General features: G+C 70.8%; 19 protein-coding genes and 1 pseudogene. 9 read left to right on the top strand and 11 right to left on the bottom strand.

Annotation, left to right across the window (positions count from 1 at the left end; genetic code table 11):
• Positions 1–19 precede the first annotated feature (19 nt).
• Positions 20–1,285, top strand: a complete 1,266-nt coding sequence (locus ACWEFB_RS18090; RefSeq protein ID WP_452286782.1) for a toxic anion resistance protein — start codon at positions 20–22, stop codon at positions 1,283–1,285.
• A gap of 67 nt (positions 1,286–1,352) precedes the next feature.
• Here ACWEFB_RS18090 and ACWEFB_RS18085 read toward each other — a convergent pair whose 3' ends face one another.
• The 10 genes and pseudogenes from ACWEFB_RS18085 to ACWEFB_RS18040 all read right to left on the bottom strand — a co-directional run bounded on the left by ACWEFB_RS18085 (position 1,353) and on the right by ACWEFB_RS18040 (position 10,062).
• Complete coding sequence (locus ACWEFB_RS18085; RefSeq protein ID WP_326558890.1) at positions 1,353–1,721, bottom strand: SchA/CurD-like domain-containing protein; 369 nt, start codon at positions 1,719–1,721, stop codon at positions 1,353–1,355.
• A gap of 122 nt (positions 1,722–1,843) precedes the next feature.
• Positions 1,844–2,149 (bottom strand): annotated as a pseudogene (locus tag ACWEFB_RS18080) (antibiotic biosynthesis monooxygenase family protein); the annotation flags it as partial.
• A 17-nt stretch (positions 2,150–2,166) separates the two neighbouring features.
• Complete coding sequence (locus ACWEFB_RS18075; protein WP_452286779.1) at positions 2,167–3,426, bottom strand: beta-ketoacyl synthase N-terminal-like domain-containing protein; 1,260 nt, start codon at positions 3,424–3,426, stop codon at positions 2,167–2,169.
• Entirely contained in the window at positions 3,423–4,694 is a 1,272-nt protein-coding gene (locus ACWEFB_RS18070; RefSeq protein ID WP_452286778.1) for a beta-ketoacyl-[acyl-carrier-protein] synthase family protein, read from the bottom strand. The genes ACWEFB_RS18075 and ACWEFB_RS18070 overlap by 4 nt, the downstream gene beginning before the upstream one ends.
• The gene (locus ACWEFB_RS18065) at positions 4,691–5,110 is read right to left on the bottom strand and encodes a cupin domain-containing protein (RefSeq protein WP_452286776.1); all 420 of its coding nucleotides are present in this window, start codon (positions 5,108–5,110) and stop codon (positions 4,691–4,693) included. Before ACWEFB_RS18065 ends, ACWEFB_RS18070 begins: the two co-directional genes overlap by 4 nt.
• Positions 5,103–5,981 (bottom strand): SRPBCC family protein, encoded by an 879-nt coding sequence (locus ACWEFB_RS18060; protein ID WP_452286774.1) that lies wholly within the window; start codon positions 5,979–5,981, stop codon positions 5,103–5,105. The genes ACWEFB_RS18065 and ACWEFB_RS18060 overlap by 8 nt, the downstream gene beginning before the upstream one ends.
• Positions 5,982–6,014: 33 nt before the next feature.
• Positions 6,015–7,451: an acetyl-CoA carboxylase biotin carboxylase subunit gene (locus ACWEFB_RS18055; RefSeq protein WP_452286772.1), complete on the bottom strand. Its 1,437-nt coding sequence runs from the start codon at positions 7,449–7,451 to the stop codon at positions 6,015–6,017.
• A gap of 18 nt (positions 7,452–7,469) precedes the next feature.
• Positions 7,470–7,952: an acetyl-CoA carboxylase biotin carboxyl carrier protein gene (accB, locus tag ACWEFB_RS18050; protein WP_452286770.1), complete on the bottom strand. Its 483-nt coding sequence runs from the start codon at positions 7,950–7,952 to the stop codon at positions 7,470–7,472.
• Positions 7,949–9,721 (bottom strand): acetyl-CoA carboxylase carboxyltransferase subunit alpha, encoded by a 1,773-nt coding sequence (locus ACWEFB_RS18045; RefSeq protein ID WP_452286768.1) that lies wholly within the window; start codon positions 9,719–9,721, stop codon positions 7,949–7,951. Before ACWEFB_RS18045 ends, accB begins: the two co-directional genes overlap by 4 nt.
• On the bottom strand, positions 9,718–10,062 hold the full coding sequence (locus ACWEFB_RS18040) for a TcmI family type II polyketide cyclase (protein WP_452286766.1): 345 nt from the start codon (positions 10,060–10,062) through the stop codon (positions 9,718–9,720). The genes ACWEFB_RS18045 and ACWEFB_RS18040 overlap by 4 nt, the downstream gene beginning before the upstream one ends.
• A gap of 519 nt (positions 10,063–10,581) precedes the next feature.
• Here ACWEFB_RS18040 and ACWEFB_RS18035 point away from each other — a divergent pair.
• Positions 10,582–11,433, top strand: coding sequence for an AfsR/SARP family transcriptional regulator (locus ACWEFB_RS18035; protein WP_452286764.1), 852 nt, complete (start codon positions 10,582–10,584; stop codon positions 11,431–11,433).
• 51 nt (positions 11,434–11,484) lie between these two features.
• On the opposite strand, the gene ACWEFB_RS18030 is transcribed toward ACWEFB_RS18035, so the two are convergent.
• A complete protein-coding gene (locus tag ACWEFB_RS18030; protein ID WP_452286762.1) occupies positions 11,485–13,566 on the bottom strand; it encodes a multicopper oxidase family protein in 2,082 nt (693 codons plus the stop codon).
• Between the two features lie 328 nt (positions 13,567–13,894).
• On the opposite strand from ACWEFB_RS18030, the gene ACWEFB_RS18025 reads away from it, so the two are divergent.
• The 7 genes from ACWEFB_RS18025 (at position 13,895) to ACWEFB_RS17995 (ending at position 19,510) form a co-directional block, all read left to right on the top strand.
• Positions 13,895–14,647 carry an NUDIX hydrolase gene (locus ACWEFB_RS18025; RefSeq protein WP_326558900.1) on the top strand — a complete coding sequence of 251 codons (753 nt, stop codon included), beginning with the start codon at positions 13,895–13,897 and terminating at the stop codon, positions 14,645–14,647.
• Complete coding sequence (locus ACWEFB_RS18020) at positions 14,644–15,651, top strand: molecular chaperone DnaJ (protein ID WP_452286760.1); 1,008 nt, start codon at positions 14,644–14,646, stop codon at positions 15,649–15,651. The genes ACWEFB_RS18025 and ACWEFB_RS18020 overlap by 4 nt, the downstream gene beginning before the upstream one ends.
• A 24-nt stretch (positions 15,652–15,675) precedes the next feature.
• Entirely contained in the window at positions 15,676–16,653 is a 978-nt protein-coding gene (locus ACWEFB_RS18015) for a hypothetical protein (protein ID WP_452286758.1), read from the top strand.
• Positions 16,650–17,927, top strand: coding sequence for an adenylosuccinate synthetase (locus ACWEFB_RS18010; protein ID WP_452286756.1), 1,278 nt, complete (start codon positions 16,650–16,652; stop codon positions 17,925–17,927). Before ACWEFB_RS18015 ends, ACWEFB_RS18010 begins: the two co-directional genes overlap by 4 nt.
• A gap of 91 nt (positions 17,928–18,018) precedes the next feature.
• On the top strand, positions 18,019–18,336 hold the full coding sequence (locus ACWEFB_RS18005; protein ID WP_326558904.1) for a hypothetical protein: 318 nt from the start codon (positions 18,019–18,021) through the stop codon (positions 18,334–18,336).
• 157 nt (positions 18,337–18,493) lie between these two features.
• Positions 18,494–18,877 carry a VOC family protein gene (locus tag ACWEFB_RS18000; RefSeq protein ID WP_452286830.1) on the top strand — a complete coding sequence of 128 codons (384 nt, stop codon included), beginning with the start codon at positions 18,494–18,496 and terminating at the stop codon, positions 18,875–18,877.
• Between the two features lie 6 nt (positions 18,878–18,883).
• Positions 18,884–19,510: a DUF1349 domain-containing protein gene (locus ACWEFB_RS17995; RefSeq protein WP_452286754.1), complete on the top strand. Its 627-nt coding sequence runs from the start codon at positions 18,884–18,886 to the stop codon at positions 19,508–19,510.

The raw sequence follows: 19,510 nt of genomic DNA, 5'->3' as shown, positions 1-19,510 counted from the left end.
CGAACGGAAGAGGAACACGATGACGCAAGGCAGTGCCCTTCAGATCGACTTCGGCACCATCGTCGGTGGACCGGCCGACCCGCCGGCCGGCGCGGCCGACAGCGCGGTGGCCACCGTGCTCGCCTCGACCGAGCCACGAGCCCTGGTCTGCGCGGACCTGCTCAGCCCGGAGCAGCGAGCACAGGCCCGGGTGGTCGCGGCGAAGCTCTACCCGACGATGCTGGCCAGCACCAACGAGCTGGCGAACTTCGGCAGCGCCGCAATCGAGCAGGTCAACGCCCAGGTGACCCGGATCTTCCGGGAGGTCGGGCGGGTCGACATCCCGGAGCTGACGTCGATCATGCGTCAGCTCAACGACCGGATGCGGGGCTTCCGCCGCAAATACGACCCGTCGGACCCGAAGGTACGGGAGGCGTTCGACAAGTTCGCCGACTCGATCCGTGGGCTGTTCCGCAAGGGGCGCAACCTGTTGGAGATGCTCTTCGAGGAGGCCCGTACGGTGGAGCGCCAGCTCGACCTGGTCGCCGGCCAGCTCAGCGAGAAGCAACTCCAGTTGCGCCGCAACGTGGTGCTCTGCGACGAGTTGTACAAGGCCAACGAGGCGGCGATCGGGCAGCTCATCGGCGCGATCGCGGTGATGGAACTGGTGCGGGACGCGGCGGTGGCGGACGCGCGGTCGATCACCATCGACCCGGACGACATCCACCGGCGGGACTCCGAGGAACGGCTGTCCCGGGTGACCGAGTTCATCTCCGCCCTCGAGGTGCGGATCAACGAGTTCCAGCAGCGGCTGTTCGTCGCGTGGTCAACCTCACCGCAGGTCCGCAACATCCGTACGCTCAACTACGGCCTCGGGCAGCGGCTGGCCCTGCTGATCAACCTGACCATCCCGACGATGAAGCTGACCATCGCGCAGTGGGGTCTGCTGCTGCAGGCCAACCAGGCAGCCGGCATGCAGCAGGCGGTGGCCGACGGGGCGAACGACGTGCTGAGCGCGTACGCCGCCGCGTCCAGGACGGCGGTGCCGCAGATCGCCAAGGTGATCCAGACGCCGACGATCCGGCCCGAGACGATTCTCGAGGTGGCGGACTCGATCGACGCCCAGGCGCGCGGAATCGAGGAGGCGGTCCGGTACGGCCAGGAGAAGCGGGCCGAGGTGGCGTCCGCGATCGTCGAGGCGAACGAGTCGATGTCCGCCTCGGCCCAGCGGCTGAGCCGGATCGTGGTGGACTTGGTGGCGAAGGCGCGCGATCCGCTGGTCCTGCCGGCGGCGCCCCACCTGTGAGGGCGGCTCGGGTGGCCCCACCAGGCCACCCGAGCCACCACCGCGCCGAGCCGTACGGTCCACCACGCTACTGGTCGTGACGGCGGGACAGGACGCACTCCATCGAGGCGTTGCGGAAGAAGTCCCGGGCACCCTGCGGGGTGGCCATGTCCCGGGGAACGGCGAGATGCTCGTGCAACTCGCGTTCGAACTCGCGTACCGCCTCCTGCTTGCTCATGTGCGCGGCGACCAGACCGAGCGGGCCCTCGACCTCGATCACCCGTACGGCCATCTCCCGGCCGACGAAGGCCATCGTGCCGAGCAGCCGCCCGACCAGCCGCCCGTCGTCGCCGAAGATCTCGAACTGTGGTCGCCCACTGATCCGGAACAGCTCCTTGACCTTCTCCTCGCTCCCCGGCTTGAGCGGGTAGTAGAGCGCGTGCCAGTTCGAACTCATCCGTTCTTCCTTCCTCGGTCGGCGCGGCGGCATCCCGGTCAGACCTCCGCCGTCACCGTCTCCATCTCCTCGTCCGCCCAGTCCCCGGACCCGTTCCGCTCGGGCGTGAGGTTGCGCGCCGAGGTCTGCTCGTGGACGACGAACCGCATCGACCGGGCCTCGGTCATGCACTCGCGCATCGGCTTGACCAGCTCCCGGTGGTCACTGCCGCGCTCCCAGTCCTCGAAGTGCGCCAACGACAGCCACTCACTGGTGATCAACCACTGCTCCGGGTCGGTGGTCGAGCGGCAGACCTGGTCCACCAGGTGTCCCGGCACCCCCTCGGCGACCTGGTAGCGGATCCGCTCGTACGCCCGGAGGAACTCGTCGGTCCGCTCCGCAGGTATCCGGATGAGGAACACCACCCGTCCCTTGCCCGATACACCCATCGCCGTCCCCTCCTGGCTCACTGGTCGCCACCGGCACGTTGTCCCGGCGGCTGGTAGGCACGGATCAACACGGAACTGTTGAAACCGTCGAAGCCCCGCGCCCCGACCAGCGCGGTACGCACCGGCTGGGTGCGGGTCTGCCGGACGAAGTCCAGTTCGCAGCCGGGCGCGGGGCGGTCCAGCCCCGCGGTCGGCGGCAGCACCTGGTGGCGCAGGGCGAGCAGGGCATTCGCCGCGTCCAGCGCCGAACCACCCTGGTGGGCCCGCCCGACCAGCGGTTTCTGGGTGGTCACCGGCGGGGAGTCCGGGCCGAACACGGTACGCAGCGCGGACGCCTCGGCCCGGTCGTAGCGCGGCACACCCAGCGCGTCGGGAAACACCACGTCCACCTCACCGGGCGGGCAGTCGGCCCGTTCCAGCGCCAGCCGCAGCGACCGGGCGTACTGGGTACCGTCGGCGGCGCCGACCCGTACGGTGTGCTGCCCGTCGTGGGTGGCGGCCCAGCCGGCGATCTCGCCGTAGATCGTGGTGACCCCGCGGGCCAGGGCGTGTTCGAGTTCCTCGACCACGAAGACCGCGCCCCCCTCCGCCGGAACGTAACCGGAGGCGGCGACGTCGAACGGCCGGTACGCCCGCTCCGGGTCGTCGCTGTCGCTGAGCAGTCCGTTGCGGATCTGGCAGGCCAGGGCGTACGGGCTCAGCGGGCACTCGGTTCCGCCGGCGATCACCACCGGGGTACCCCGACGGATGATCCGGGCGGCGTGGGCGAGGCTGTCCAGCCCACCGGCCGCCTCGGCGACCAGGACCCCGCACGGTCCCTTGAACTGGTGGTGGATGGAGACCTGGCCGACGCTGGCCGCGTAGAACCAGGCAATCGACTGGTACGCCCCGACGGTGCGCGACGGCTGCCCCCAGAGCCGTTGCAACTCGCGCTGGCCGAACAGGTTGCCGCCGGAGGAACTGGCGAGGGTGACCGCGTACCCGTACGGGTCGGTGGCCACCTCCGGCAGACCGGCGTCGACGAGGGCGAGCCGGGTGGCGGCGAAACCGAGGTGGGTCCAGCGGTCGGTCTGCACCAGCCGGCGGTTGTCGGCGAAGGTGGCGGCGTCGAAGTCGGCGACCTCACCGGCCAGGGTGGTGGGATAGCGGTCCGGGTCGAACAGGGTGATCCGGCCGATCCGGTTCTCCCCGGCCAGGACGCTCTTCCAGTGCGCGTCGGTGCCGATCCCGCTCGGCGCGACCACACCGATGCCGGTGATCACCGCCCGGGGCGTCACCGGTCCAGCTCCCGCAACCGTTTGAACACCATCGCCGACTGGAAGCCGCCGAAGCCGCTGCCAACCGACAGGGCCACGTCGACCGGCAGGTCACGGGCGGTGTTGGGGATGTAGTCGAGGTCGCACTCGGGATCGCGGTTGGCCCAGTTCGCGGTCGGCGGGACCACGCCGTACTCGATCGCCAGAGCGCAGGCGGCCATCTCGATCGAACCGATCGCGCCGAGCGAGTGCCCGACCATCGACTTGATCGAGCTGATCGGCACCTGGTACGCGGCCGGGCCGAGCGACCGCTTGAACGCGGCCGTCTCGTGCCGGTCGTTCTGCCGGGTCGCCGACCCGTGCGCGCTGATGTACGAGATCTCGTCCGGGTTGACCCGGGCCTGGTCCAGGGCCGAGCCGATCGCCAGCGCCATCTCGGCCCCGTCGGGCCGCAGACCGGTCATGTGGAAGCCGTTGCTGCGGTTGGCGTACCCGGCGACCTCGCAGTAGACGTGCGCGCCCCGGCGCCGGGCGTGTTCCAGCTCCTCCAGGATCAGCACCGCCGCTCCCTCGGCGAGCACGAACCCGTGCCGGTCCCGGTCGAACGGGCGGGAGGCGTGGGCCGGGTCGTCGTTGTCCGGGGTGGTCGCCTTGATCGCGTCGAAGCAGGCGACGGTCACCGGCGAGATCGGGGTGTCCGACGCGCCGGTCACCACGATGTCCGCCTCGCCGTCGGCGATGAGCTGGTACGCGTAGCCGATGGAGTCGATGCCGGAGGTGCACCCGGTGGAGATCACCTGGGCCGGTCCGTGCAGCCCGTGCCGTACCGCCACGTCCGCGGCCAGGCTGCTCGGGACCAGCGCCTGGTAGAGGTACGGTCCGCTGCACTCGTGGTCGACCAGCCAGTCCGTGCCCGAGTTGCTGGCCACCACGTACTCGTCTTCCAGTGCCATGGTGCCGCCGACCGCCGAGCCGAGCACCACTCCCGTACGCAACCGGGTCGCGTCGGTCAGGTCGAGTCCACTGTCGGCCATCGCCTCGATCGAGCCGGCCAGCGCGAACTGGACGTACCGGTCGGCCCGGCGGCGTTCCCTCGGGGTGAGGCCGGCCGCGACCGGGTCGAAGTCGCACTCGGCGGCGATCTGGGAACGGAACGGCGACGGGTCGAAGAAACTGATCCGCCGGGTGGCCGTCTGGCCGTCGGTGATGGTGGCCCAGAACTGTTTACGGGTCGGCCCGCCCGGTGCGACCACCCCGATGCCGGTCACCACCGTGCGGCGCGCTGTCATGACGCGAACTCCGGCCGGGCCGGCGGGGTGGCGGCGGATTCGGTGTCGACGTGCCCCAGTTCGGGGCGGGGCGCGAGCGGGCCGAGTTGGAACACCACCTCGGCCGGCTCGTCGCCGGTGTTGCGCAGCCGGTGGCGGGTGTCGACCGGGATGAACAGCGCCTCACCGGCGGCGACCGGTACGGGTCGGTCGTCGAGGTCGACGGTGATCGCGCCCCGGGCGACGTAGAGGAACTCCTCGCTGTACGGGTGGTAGTGCTCGGCGATCCGCTCGCCGGGTGCCAGGGTGGCCACCCCCATGAAACCCGAGGTGGCGCCGACGGTCTTCGGGCCGAGCAAAACCCGCAGTTCTCCCCCGCGCCGCTGGTCCGGTGGCACGTCCCGGGCGGCCACCACGTACGGCTTGCGCTCACTCATCGTCGCCCCCGGCGCGTACGTCGACGGCCCGCTCCCGCGCGGCCGCTTCGATCTGGTCACGGATGATGTTCATCTGGATCCTGCTGTTGCTGTTGATCCGCTCGGTCATCTGCGCGTTGTCGACCGGGGCGGTGGGTTTCATGGCGAAGTCCTGCACCCAGGTCATCCGGGTGCCGGCGAACACCTCGTCGTAGCGCCAGTAGATCCGCATGTACGCGAACGGCCCGGTCTCCACCCGGCGCGCGTGCACCTCGTACGCGGTCGGGTCCATCGTGCGTTCGCTGACCCAACTCCAGGCGGTGCCGTTCTCGTCCGGGAACATGGTCAGCCGGAACAGCACCCGGTTTCCCCGCTGTTCGAGCACCTCCGCCAACTGGTACTCGGTGAACAGGGTGGGCCAGGTGGTGACGTCGTTGGTCAGGTCCCAGACCAACTGGCGGGGTGCGGCTATCACAATGCTGTTCTCCGTGTGCCCCGGCGGGTCCGTGCCGACGGAACTGACCGGCTCGATGGTGGTCACCCCTGCCGTGCCGACGGCGGATTCCGTGGCGGGTGCGGCATCGACGTCCGGAGGCTCGGCGTCGGATCCGGTCGACTGCTCGGGCACGGTGGCCGGGTCCACCTGGCGGTCCACCAGTTCGGCGATCTCGGCGATGGACAGGTGCTTGACCTCTTCCGGGATCTGCACCTGGTACCGGTCGTTGACGACGGCCTGCAGTTCGAGCAGGGCGAGGGAGTCCATGCCGAGTTCCTCCAGGGACGCGGTGGGTGCCGCGGCGGCCGAGTCGGCGTTGAGTCCGCAGTTGCGGACGAGGATCGAGGTGATGTCCTCGGCTGTGGCCAGCCGCTTGTCCGCCCTCTGCACGGTCATCTGGGTCTCCTTGAACTCGACGAACGGGACTGGTCAGGTGTCGGAACTGGTCGGGAGTGGAGCGGGATCGGTCGGCCGTGGGGCCGGCCCGGTCAGGTGTCCCGTGCCGCCGGGGCTACCGCCGTCGCGCAGCAGGCGGTCGACGAGGTCGGTGGAGTAGCTGCCCTTGCGGAACCGGGCGTCGTCGAGGACCCGCCGGATGAACGGGATGGTGGTGTGCACTCCCGGTCCGGCGATGTCGAACTCGTCCAGTGCCCGTTCCATCCGGTCCAGGGCCAGGGCCCGCTCCGGCGCCCAGACGATGACCTTGGCGAGCAGCGAGTCGTAGTGCGGCCCGACCACGTACCCCGGCAGGCCGTGTGTGTCGACGCGGGTGAACGGGCCGCCGGGCGGTTGGAACCGGTCCAGCCGGCCGGGGGTGGGCAGGAAGTCCCGGTCCGGGTCCTCCACGTTGACCCGGCACTCGATCGCCACCCCGCGCAACCGGACCTCGTCCTGGCTGATCCGCAGCGGTACGCCGCTGGCGACGTAGAGCTGTTCGTGGACCAGGTCGACGCCAGTGATCATCTCGGTGACCGGGTGCTCCACCTGGATCCGGCAGTTGATCTCCATGAAGTGGAACCGTTCGGCCTCGTCCACCAGGAACTCGACCGTGCCGGCACCGCTGTAGCCGACACTCAGCGCGCCGCGCAGCCCGGCCGCCGCGATCGTCTCCAGGGTGGCGGCCGAGAGCGCCGGGGCGGGACCCTCCTCCACCAGCTTCTGGTGGCGGCGCTGCACCGAACAGTCGCGGGTGCCCAGGTGCACCCCGCCGCCGTGCCCGTCGCAGAGCACCTGCACCTCGACATGACGGGCCTGGGGCAGGTACCGCTCCACGTACACCCGGTCGTCGGAGAAGACGGCCCGGGCCACGATCCGGGTGTGCGCGTACGCGCGGGCGAAGTCGGCACCGGACCAGACCACGGTCATGCCCCGACCACCACCACCGGCGGCGACCTTGATGATCACCGGATAGCCGATCTCGTCCGCGACCGCTCGGGCCTCCCCCACCGTGGCCAGGGTCTCGACGCTGCCCGGCAGCAACGGCAACCCCGCCTCGCGCATCAGCGCCCGGGCCCGGGACTTGTCGCCGAGCGCGGCCATCACCTCGGGTCGCGGGCCGACGAAGGTCAACCCGTTGTCGGCGCAGATCTCCGCGAAGTCGGGGTCCTCGGAGAGGAATCCGTAGCCGGGGTGGATGGCTTCGGCGCCGGTCTGCCGGGCCGCCTCGATGATCGCGGCGGCGTTGAGGTAACTGTGCCGGCTGGCCGCCGGTCCGATGCAGACACTTTCGTCGGCGTACCGGACGACGGCCGAGTCCCGGTCGGCGGTCGAGTGGACCGCGACCGTACGGATGCCCAGTTCACGACAGGCCCGGGCAACACGCAGGGCGATCTCGCCCCGGTTGGCGATCAGCAGCTTTTCGAACATCGGACACCGTCCTCGGCGTCAGGCGGATACCAGGGCGATCAGCGGTTGGTTGAACTCCACCGGCTCGCCGTTGCCAACGAGCACCTCGGCGACCTTGCCGGCGTGCTCGGCCGTAATGTGGTTCATCAGTTTCATCGCCTCGACGATGCCGATCACCTGTCCGGGCTCGACCAGGTCACCGACCTCGACGAAGGGCGCCGCACCGGGCTCGGCGGCCCGGTAGAACGTGCCGACCATCGGTGCGACCACCCAGTCGGGGGACTCACGGTCGGCGGCGGCCACCACCACCGACCCATCGGCGACGGCGGACACCGCGAGCGTGGTGGGGCCGGCGGCAACCCCGTTCGGTGCCGGAGCACCGTGCCACTCGATTTCGAGTACGGCGCTACCGCTGCGCATCCGGATCCGGCGCAGCGGCCCGTCCACCTCGGCCACCAGCCGGCTCGCCTGCTCACGCAACTGCGCCAACAGGTGCTCGTCGTCGGTCGTGTCACCCGTCATCGCGTACCCACCGCAGGTGGAACCCGGCGGTTGCCGGCGCCGAAGCCGCGGAAGCGCAGCCGGCGCTGGCGTACCAGGGTCTGCGCCGGTAGCCGCAGGAGCGGGGTGAGTGTCTCGACGACGGCTCGGCGCAGCAGGTCGGCGGCGGCCACGGTGTCGGTGTGCGCCCCGTGCGCCGGCTCCGGTACGACGCCGTCGACGACGCCCAGTCGGAGCAGGTCGGGTGCGGTGACCCGGAGCGCCCGCGCGGCGCGCGGGGTGGCCGTCGGGTCGTTCCAGAGGATGGCCGCGCACCCCTCCGGACTGATCACCGAGTAGACCGCGTTCTGCAGCATCAGTACCCGGTCGGCGACCCCCAGCGCGAGCGCACCGCCGCTGCCGCCCTCCCCGGTGACCACCGCGACGACCGGTACCGGGAGACCGGTCATGGCCAGGATGCTGTCCGCGATCGCCGCCGCCTGACCCTGCTCCTCGGCCTCGATGCCGGGGTACGCACCGGGGGTGTCGATCAGCGTCACGATCGGCAGCCCGAGCCGGACCGCCAACCGCATCACCCGTTGGGCCTTGCGGTAGCCGGCCGGGCTGGGCATGCCGAAGTTGCGGGCCAGCAGGTCCTTGGTGTGGTGTCCCTTCTGGTGCCCGACCACGACCAGGTGCTGGTCGCCGAGGCGGGCGAGGCCGGCGACGATCGCCGGGCAGTCGGCGCCGAGCCGGTCGCCGTGCAGTTCGGTGAAGGCGTCGAACGCGGTGGCCAGGTAGTCCAGGGTGGTGGGCCGGTCCAGGTGGCGCGCGGCCTGCACGGCCCGCCAGCCGTCCGGCTCGGCGAGCCGGTCCGGGTCCCGGATCAGCACCGACGATCCCGCCCCGTCGCCGGGTGCCAGGCCGGAGCCGGCCGGACCCACCCAACTGGGCGAACCGCCGGCCGAGTGGGGCGCGTCGGCACCGTCGGCCCGGCGTACGGCCGCGTGTGCGGCGGCGAGCAGCGGCCGGAGCCGGGCGCGCAGGCCCCACCGCTCCACCACCATGTCGGCCTGACCGTGCCTGAGGAGGAACTCCGCGGTCTGGAAACCTTCCGGCAGCGGCTGCCGGATGGTCTGGTGGATCACCCGGGGACCGGCGAAGCCCATCCGCGCGCCGCTCTCCACCACCACCAGGTCGGTGTTGGTGGCGAACGAGGCGGCCACGCCGCCGAAGGTCGGGTCGGTGATCAGGCTGATGGTGAGCAGTCCCGCCTCGCGCAGCGCGGCGATGGCCTGGCTGACCGTGGCCATCTGCATCAGGGACAGCACGCCCTCCTGCATCCGGGCGCCGCCGGAGGCGGTGACCAGCAGCAGCGGCAGTCCGCGGTCGAGCGCCCGCTCGGCGGCCCGGGTGATGAGTTCGCCGACGACCGCGCCGAGGCTGCCGCCGAGGAACCGGAAGTCCATCACCGCGAGGACCAGCGGGTGCCCGTCGATCCGGGCCTCCCCGCAGACGACGGCCTCGTCCAGGCCGGTGTCCGCACGGGCGGCGGCGAGCCGCTGCGGGTACGGCACCGAGTCGACAAACTCGATCGGGTCCACCGGGGCGACGTCACCGGGCAGTGCGGTGAAGGTGCCCGGGTCGACCAGTTGCCGGATCCGGTCGGGCGCGGCCAGCCGCTGGTGGTCGCCGCACTCGGGGCAGACGTCGAGGTTGCGGCGCAGCCGTTTGCGGTAGAGCAGCGAGGAGCATGACCGGCAGCGGGTCCAGAACTGGTCCGCCACGGCGTCGGTGGTGGTTGCGGTCATCGTCCACTCCCGGTCACCGGGACCGACGCGTTCCACTGGTAGAAGCAGCCGGCGACCGCGTCGCGGGGCGAGCGCCAGGTCGACAGGTACGGCGAGATGTGCGGTCGCAGCCGTTCGCTCACCCGGACGAACTCGGGGTGCTGGCTGGCTGCCATCAGCCCGGCCGCGACCGGCTCCTCCGTCTCCAGCAGGTGCACGTAGAGATCGTCGAGGCGGTACAGGGATCGGTGTCGTACGCCGACGATGCCCGGCAGTTCCGTCTCGTCGGATTCGCCGAAGATCCGTGCCACCTCCGACTCGGCTCCGGGCACGATCTTGGCGACGATCAACGATCGATGCATCTGCGACCTCCCAACAGTCAGTGCCCCGTGCCCCGTGCCCAGCTCGGTTCGAGGGCGGTACGTGATGTGCGCGGAGTGCGATCGGACCATCGGGGCGTTTCCGGTCGCCGCCGCTGCGGAAGCGACGGCGCGTCCACAGAAACGCTGGTCACGATGCTCCGAGGACCGTCAACGTGATGTCACGGAGGTGGACCGCCCGGTGACCGAATCCGGTGACGTTGCGGTGACGCCGCGGTGGCGTGGCCGGCGGATGCTGGATCGCGTACGGCGGTCGTACCGGGGCCAACGATTCGGGGCCCGGCCCAACGAGTCGACGGCACACCACGGCGCGCGGAAGTCAAAAGATCGCCGCTACGATTGACCGAGCATATGGGCAATTGCTACTCTTCGTCACACTTTCGGGGGCATGGAACAGTTCAACGACAGAGCCGTTGCACCGCGGTCATGCCCAGCCACCCCGGGGGCACCATTCCCGGCCAGCGCGGTTCGGGACAAGGTTCCGGTGCAGGGGGTTCGACCATGACCTCTGACAGCAGCATGGCGCCCACCGTGCTCCGCCAACCGGTCCCCGGCCAGCACTCCGGGGCCGGGACCGTCCAACTCTTCCTGCTCGACGGCTTCCGCCTGCTGCACGGCGGGGCACCCGCGGTCGTACCACGCGGGCTGCAACGGGTCGTCGCGCTGATCGGGCTGCGGCCGGGCGCCACGCGTACGCACCTGGCCGGGCTGCTCTGGCCGGACACACCGGAGGAACGCGCGCTGTCCCGGCTGCGTACGGCACTGTGGCGGCTGCGCCGCAACGGGAGCTGCCCGGTGCTCACCGCCGGCGGCGCCGTACGTCTCGACGCCCGGGTCGAGGTGGACGTGGACGACCTGGTCCGCGCCGCCGCCCGGGTACGCGAGGGCGGTGACCCCCGCTGGGCCGAGGGGGTGCTGATCGCCGGCCGCCACGACCTGCTGCCCGGCTGGTACGACGACTGGGTGCTGGTGGAGCGGGAGCGGCTGCGCCAGTTGCGGCTGCACACGTTGGAGCAGATCGCCCGCGCGTACCTGCGCGCCGGTCAGCACGGTGAGGCGTTGCAGGCGGCGTTGGAGGCGATGCGGGCCGAGCCGCTGCGCGAGACTCCGCACCGGCTGGTGGTGCAGGTGCACCTCGCCGAGGGCAACGCGTACGAGGCGCTGCACGCGTTCTACGCGTACCGTCAGTTGATCCTGAGCGAACTCCAGTTGGAGCCGTCGGTCGCGATGCGGGCTCTGCTCGACGACATCCTCGCCCCGATAGGCGGCCCGACGCCGGGGCGGTACCCGTACTCCGCGCACCACCCGCCCCCGCCGCCGGCGCCCCGCCATCCGCGCCCCGGCCCCGGTTAGCAAGGGGCCCTTCCTGTGCGGGAAGCGACAGGAAGGGCCCCTCTTCCGTGATCAGGCGGAGGAACCGGCGGGGGTGCGGCGGGTCAGGACGATGCCGGTGGCGGCGGCTGCCGCGAGCATGGTCACCCCGGCCGCGGTCAGCACCGGGTCGGCGCCGTCCTTGCCCCCGTCGCCGGTGTGCGCGCCGCCCTTGGGCGCCTGTCCGACGAAGAACGGGAGCATCATCTCGTTGTCCTCGTGCTCCAGGATGTGGCAGTGCCAGACGTACCGGCCGGGCAGGTCGAACTTCGCCTTGACCCGGGTGAGGTGGCCGGGCAACGTGACGACCGTGTCCTTGTAGCCGGTCTCCGACGGGTCCGGGGGCGTCTGGCCGTCCGGCCCCCGACCGAGCACCTGGAACTGGACCTGGTGAATGTGGACCGGGTGCGCGTGCGGGGTGAAGTTCCGGAACTCCCAGATCTCGGTTGCACCCAGGCTCGGCTTGTCCCGGATCGGGTCGTGCCAGCGCAGCGGCTGCCGCGCGCCGGCCGCATCCACCCCGCCGGCAAGGTGCGCGACCGTGCCAGCGGCCGGCGCCACAACCGAGTTCTGCACGTTGAGCGAGAACTGCCGGGTGCCCGACTCCTTGCCCAGCGGGGTGAACGCGGGTAGCTCCAGTTGTTCCGGCGGAAGGCTCCCGTCGGGTGCGACGAGCGAACCGACCAGGAACTTCATCACCTGTCCGGTGGTCGCAGGGTTGGCCACCGCGTAGTCGGTGCCGGGCGTACCGCCGCTGAACTCGTGGTCCGGCCCCTCGTTGACCAGGTACAGCGCGGTCCCCTCGGCGATGCCGGTGAAGTCGACGACCACGTCCACCCGCTCGGCGTTGCCGATCACCAGTTGCTCGTGCCGCACCGCCTTGGGCAGGAACCCGCCGTCGGACCCGATCTGCCAGATCGGTACGGCGGCGGCGGCCGGCCGGGCCGTCGCGTCCCCGGCGATCTTCAGTACGAGGAAGCGCGAGTTGCAGGCGTTGAGCAGCCGGAACCGGTAGCGGCGGGGCTCGACCTTGAGCACCGGCCAGGTGTTTCCGTTGACCACGATGGTCTCGGCGAAGAACGTCTGGTTGAACATCGGCGACACGTCGCTGTCCGGGATGTACGGCCCGTCGAACCCGTCGATCGCCGCCGCGCTCGGGTACGACAGCGACCCGTCCTCGTTGAACGTACGGTCCTGGATGACGAGTGGAATCTCGTAGTACCGGGAGCCCGGCGGGTCGTTCAACGCCGGTGCCGGTCCGGGCAGGACACCCGGCGCGACGTCGGCGGGGCCGCCGCGCAGCAGGTAGAACCCGACCGGTCCGGCGTAGATGTTCAGCCGGGTCATGCCGAGGGTGTGGTCGTGGTACCAGAGCGTCGTGGCCCGCTGGTCGTTCGGGTACTGGAAGGTGGCCGAGCCGGCCTTCCAGGCGGCCTTGTGCTGCCGGGCGAAGGTCTCGTGGAACTCGTCGTAGAACTTGCCGACGGGGGCGTACCCGTCGGGGATGTTCCTGGCGGCGGGGAGGTACCACGCCTCGGGGTAACCGTCGTTCTCCGGGGTGGTGTGCGCACCGTGCAGGTGGGTGATCATCGGGACCGGGCCCTGGTACGCCTCGGGGGCCGAGGTGAAGGTGGGGCGGTGGTCCCGGTGTTCGATGCCGCCGCCCGGGTTGGCCCAGTGCAGGGTGGGGTCGACGGTCAGCAGGTGCGGCAGGAAGTCGCCCTTGTCGTCGACCAGTTCGTTCGCCCAGGTGATCCGGACCGGGCGACCGACCTTGGCCTCGACGGTGTACGCCGGCCAGGAAAAGGTGTTGCCGTGGCCCGGTGAGCCGTAGCTCCAGACCGTCGTCTTCGGGTAGCTGGGCGGGAGTACCTGCTGCTGGAACTGTCGTACGGCGATCCGGTACTCGTCGAGGGCGTGCTGCCCGCTCTGGGCCAGCGGTGGCATCACCGGTGGAATCACCAGGTCGGTGACGTACTTCGGGATGGTCGTGGGATTCAGCGCGGACACGGACCGGACGGTCGCGTACGCGCTCGCCGGGCGGCTCGCCGCCGGGATCACCAGTGCGGCACCACCTGCGGCACCGGCCGCGAGAAGTTGCCTTCGTGCAACCATGAGCCTTTCCACCTTCCGCCACTTCTTCGACACCATTTGGTTGGCAACAGCCCGTCCAAGGTCAATGTCCGACTTGGGCGAATCTTCCGGTTGAAAGTAACCGAGGAAGACTCGCGGTCAGCCACCTATCGGTGGATTCACCCCGAAGGCTTGAAGATGCGGAAAACCCAACCGTCCACGGCATAAAAGGGCTCCACCAAACAACCCTGGCTCGCCGTCGGGACCCCAAACCCGGCACCGAACCCGGTTGACCCGGGCCACATCGCGGGTTAAGTTACTCTCGATCTGAGAAACACTCAGTTAGAGAATGATAGGCCGGAGGCAGGGCATGACCACCGAGCAGGAATTCCTCGACAACTACGACCCGCGCGCGTTCCCGGCGCTGGCCGTCACCGTCGACGTGGTCACCCTGACCATCCGCGACGGCGGCCTGCACGTACTGCTGGTCACCCGCGGGGCACCGCCGTTCGCCGGGCACCGTGCCCTGCCCGGCGGATTCGTCCGCGACGAGCCGCTCGAGGCGGCAGCGGTCCGCGAACTCGCCGAGGAGACCGGACTGCATCCCGGCGAGGGCGCACTCGCCCGGCTGCACCTGGAGCAGCTCGCCAGCTACGGCGACCCCGACCGGGACCCGAGGATGCGGATCGTGTCGGTCGCCTACCTGGCGTTCGCACCCAGCCTGCCCGACCCGCAGGCCGGCTCCGACGCCGCCGCCGCGGCCTGGGTCCCGGTCGGCTCGGCCGGCGCCCTCGCCTTCGACCACACCGCGATCCTCGCCGCCGGACTGGAACGGGCCCGGTCCAAGCTGGAATACACCCCGCTGGCCACCGCCTTCCTCGGCGAACGGTTCACCATCGGCGAGCTGCGCGCGGTCTACACCTCGGTCTGGGGCGAGGAACTGCACGCCGGGAACTTCCACCGAAAGGTGCTGTCCGTACCCGGCTTCGTGGAGAGCACCGGCGAGACCACCAGCCGGGGCGGCGAGCGTGGCGGACCCAGGGCCCGCCTCTACCGGGCCGGCGACGCCAAACTGCTTCACCCGGCCCTGCTCCGGCCGTCCCGAGAGGACGGTGTGCGATGACGTTCGCCGAGGCCGTCGCACTGGTCGACGCCGCCCGTACGCCGGGCGACCTGTTCCGTGGTGAGGACGCCGGGCCGACGTACCGGAAACTCGCCCGGCTGCTGCACCCGGACGCCGCACCGGCAGGTCGGACGGCGACCGCGACGGCCGCCTTCGCCCGCCTCGCCGGGCTCTGGGCGACCTACCAGGGCCGGGGAGACGCGACCCTCACCACCCGCCGACACCGCTACACCCTCGGTGAACGGTTCGCCACCGGTGACCTGGCCAACCTGTACCGGGTCCGCTACGACGGCAGAGAAGCCCTGCTCAAGCTGCCCCGCCAACCGGGCGCCAACGACCTGCTCGAACGGGAGGCGACCGCGCTCGCCACCCTGCGCCGCGACGGCAACCCGCAGCACCGGGCCTACGCCCCGGACCTGGTGGAGAGCTTCCGGCACGAGGACCCGACCACCGGCGTACGCCGCACCGCCAACGTGCTGTCCCACTCCCCCGGCCTGGTTCCGCTCACCGAGGTGGCACGGGCCTACCCGGACGGGCTCGACCCGCGCGACGCCGCCTGGATCTGGCGGCGCCTGCTGGTCGCGCTCGGCTGGGCGCACCGGGCCGGGGTGGTGCACGGCGCCGTCCTGCCCGAGCACGTGCTGATCGAACCGGACCAACACGGGGTGGTCCTGGTCGACTGGTGCTACTCGGTCACCACCGACGGCGGCTCGGTGCCGGCGCTGGTCGCCCACCGCCGCGACTGGTACCCGCCCGAGGTCACCAAACGGTCGCCGGCCACCCCGGCCACCGACATCCACCTGGCCACCGGCTGCATGCGGTGGCTGATGGGAAGCCGGGCGAACAACGCCCTGTTCCGCTTCACCCGCGGCTGCACCCAACCGAACCCGCGCAGACGCCCCCAGGACGCCTGGCGGCTGCTGGGCGAACTCGACGAACTGCTGGAGAAGCTCTACGGACCGCGCCGGTTCCGGCGCCTGCTCCTACCGACAACAACCGCGTAAAGCACCAAGAGAAGGAGAAAGATCATGGGTAGTGGACGCTGGTCCACCGACGTGTACGGCGCCGCCGCGAGCTACCGCGCGGCCACCGGACGCAGCGCGTTCGCGTACAGCGACAGTGGGGCGCGGAAGGTGCACGAACGGCTCGACCCGCGCGGGGTGGACGTACGGGAGAGCCGCGACAGCGACGAGCACCCCCGGTCGACCCCGATCGCGGTGCTCTTCGACGTGACCGGCTCGATGGGCAACGTGCCCCGTACGCTTCAGAGCAAGCTGCCGGAGCTGTTCGGCCTGCTGCAACGCAAGGGGTACGCGGCCGATCCGCAGATCATGTTCGGCGCGATCGGTGACGCCACCTGCGACCGGGTGCCGTTGCAGATCGGGCAGTTCGAGTCGGACAACCGGATGGACGACGACCTGGGCAGCATCGTGCTGGAGGGCGGCGGTGGCGGCCAGCGCACCGAGTCGTACGAGTTGGCCATGTACTTCATGGCCCGGCACACCAGTCTGGACAGTGTCGAGCGCCGGGGTCGGCGCGGCTACCTGTTCCTGATCGGTGACGAGCTGCCGTACCCGCAGGTGAAGCCGGCCGAGGTGCGGCGGTGGATCGGTGACGACCTGGCCGAACCGATCTCGGTCGCGGCGATCGTGGCCGAGCTGCGCCAACGCTTCGAGGTCTACTACATCCTGCCCAGCGGGGCGAGCTACGCCGGTGACCCGGAGATCCTCGGTTACTGGCGGCGGCTGCTCGGCCAGCACGTAATCGAACTCGACGACCTCGACGCGGTCTGCGAGACGATCGCGCTCACCGTCGGCCTGGGCGAGGAGGCGATCGACCTGGCCGAGGGGCTGACCGACCTGGAGGACGTTGGGTCCACCGCGACCGGCTCGGTCGGCAAGGCACTGGCCACCATCGGTTCGGCGCGCGGCAGTGTGGTCCGGACCGATCTGCCCACCGCCGGTCTGGACACCGACGGCCCGGACGACGGGCTGATCCGGCTGTGACCGGCGACGGCCGGCACACGATCGTCGTCGACCTCGGTTACGGCGACGCGGGCAAGGGCACCGTGGTCGACCTGCTCTGCGCGGACGGGCCGGTCGGCGCCGTGATCCGGTTCAACGGCGGCGCGCAGGCAGCGCACAACGTGGTGACGCCGGACGGGCGGCACCACACCTTCGCCCAGTTCGGGTCGGGCACCCTGCACGGGGTGCCCACCCACCTGTCCCGCTTCATGGTGGTCGACCCGCTCGCGCTGGCCGCCGAGGCGGAGCAGCTCAACGCGCTCGGCGTACCTGACCCGTTCGGACTGCTCACCGTCGACGCACAGGCGCCGCTCAGCACGCCCTGGCACGTCGCGGCGAACCGGCTGCGCGAGCTGGGTCGGGGCGCCGGGCGGCACGGCTCCTGCGGCATGGGGGTCGGCGAGACCACGGCGTACGCGCTGCGCCACCCCGATGCACCCCGGGCCGGTGACACCCTCGACCCGGCACGGCTGCGCCACCGGCTGGCGGCCGTACGCGACCGCCTCACCGACGAGCTGGGTGAGCTGGGCGGGCCGCCGCTGGACGAGGTGGTGTCGGTGTTCCGGGCGTTCGGCTCGATCGTGTCGGTCGTGGACGGCGGGTCGACCCGGAAGCGGTTGCTGGACGCGGGGCGGTGTGTGTTCGAGGGGGCACAGGGGGTGCTGTTGGACGAGTGGTTCGGATGGCACCCGTACACGACGTGGTCCACCACGACCTTCGAGAACGCGGAGACCCTGCTGGCGGAGGCGGGGCATGAGGCGGTGCGGTTGGGGGTGGTCCGGACGTACACCACCCGGCACGGCGCCGGGCCGCTGGTCACCGAGGACGCCGCGTTGACCGCCGCGCTGCCGGACCGGCACAACGGCACCGGACGCTGGCAGGGACCGTTCCGGGTGGGTCACTTCGACGCGGTCGCCCACCGGTACGCGGTCGAGGTGACCGGTGGTGTCGACGCGCTCGCCATCACCCACCTGGACGCCCCGGACCGCGTTCCGGAGTTGGCCATCTGCCCCGCGTACACGCTCGACGCCCTCTCCGGGCCGACGCTGGGTCGCCTGGTGCCGGGCGGGCGGGGCGACCTCGCGTACCAGGAACGGCTGACTGCCCTGCTGGCCCGCGCCCGCCCGGCGCGGCTCGACCGGCCCGCGCACTGGGCGTCCGCGATCGGCGCACTGCTCGACGCCCCCGTCCTGATCGAGTCGTACGGCCCGAGCGTGGCCGACAAACGCGTGCTCGGCGGCGCGTTGGCCGCTTGATCGGGTCGTTTCGACTGTTCGGCCAGCTTGTCAACGGTCGATGTTCGGATAGACGATGGTCGCAGCACCGCTGTGAGCCGAGGAGGGCGCGATGCCAGAGGTCATTCACCACCCACGGGTGGCATGGGACACCGCTCGGGTCGTCGTGGCCGCCGCCGAGGCCGACGAGGTGTTCGGTTGGCTCAGCGGGGAGGTCGCGACGATCCTCGGTCCCGAGCACCGACGGGAGCTGACCGACACCCGCGCCCGCCTCCGGTGGCCAACCGGGACAAACGCCGAGGCGGTCGAGGCCGGCCGCTGGCGGGCCCGCCTCCAGGACGCTCTCGACGTCCACCCGGAGGCGGCCGAACCGCTGCGCCGGCTCGCCACCACCGCCACCGCCCGCCTACGCGGCGGCTACTCCCGCTGAGGAAGCGTCCTCGGCCCACACCACCGATTCCCTCGCCGATCTTGCACTTGTGGCGCCCGGATCAGGGCACTCATCCGGATTTGCGCACCACCACAAGTGCAAGATCGTCACGCCGCCACGGGTGGACGTGGCTGAAGGCCTGCGACAGGATACGGGGATGCGATCTCGACAGGCCGGCATGTGGTGGGGTACGGCTATCGAAGCGCCGGACCCGAGTGCCTTGGCGCGGTTCTATTCGAAACTGCTCGATTGGCCGATCGGCCACGAGGAGCCGGGAACGGCGATCGTCGCGCCTCCCCAGGGATCGGTCTATCTGGTCTTCCAACAGGCCACCGATTACCAGCGCCCCGTCTGGCCGCCGATCGACGGCGAACAGCGCCCGATGATCCATTTCGACTTCCAGGTCGGTGACCTCGATTCCGCCGTCGCCGACGCGATCTCCCTGGGAGCCACGCTGGCTTCGGCCCAGCCGCAGGAGAACGTACGGGTGCTTCTCGACCCGGCCGGTCATCCCTTCTGCCTCTGCCTCGACCAGGAGTAGGTCCTCATGGCCATCGCGTGGAACGTACCGGACCTGCCCTTCACCCTCTCGCCGTCGGATGAGGCGGCATGGACGATCACCGAGGCGCCCGCCACGGTGACGGGCTCGGCGGCACCCCACAGCGACATCTTCATCGACCCGGGAGCAGACACCCCGCACGACGCCGCTTCGACGCTCAACGCGGTGACCCTGCTCGGCGTCCCACCGGACGGTGACTTCCAGTTCAGCGCCCGCGTCACCGTGGAGTTCGCCGCCACCTACGACGCGGGTGTGCTGCTCCTGCGGGTCGACGATCGCCACTGGGGCAAACTCTGCTTCGAGTTCTCCCCCGACGACGAACCGATGATCGTGTCCGTGGTCGCCCGCGGCGTCGCCGACGACGCCAACGCCTTTGTTGTGAACGGCCGGACGGTGTGGCTGCGGGTGTCCCGGCTCGGCCCCGCCTTCGCGTACCACGCCTCGCTCGATGGCGAGGTCTGGCGGATGATCCGCTACTTCGCCATCGACGGCGCGTCGACCTCAGCGATGATCGGCTTCGAGGCGCAGTCGCCGACCGGTGACGGCTGTGCTGTCACCTTCGACAACATCCGGTTTATCCCCGAGCGTCTGACCGACCTCCGCAACGGCTCCTGA

Source organism: Micromonospora sp. NPDC004704, assembly GCF_053601675.1.
This window is presented reverse-complemented; position numbering and strand designations above follow the sequence as displayed.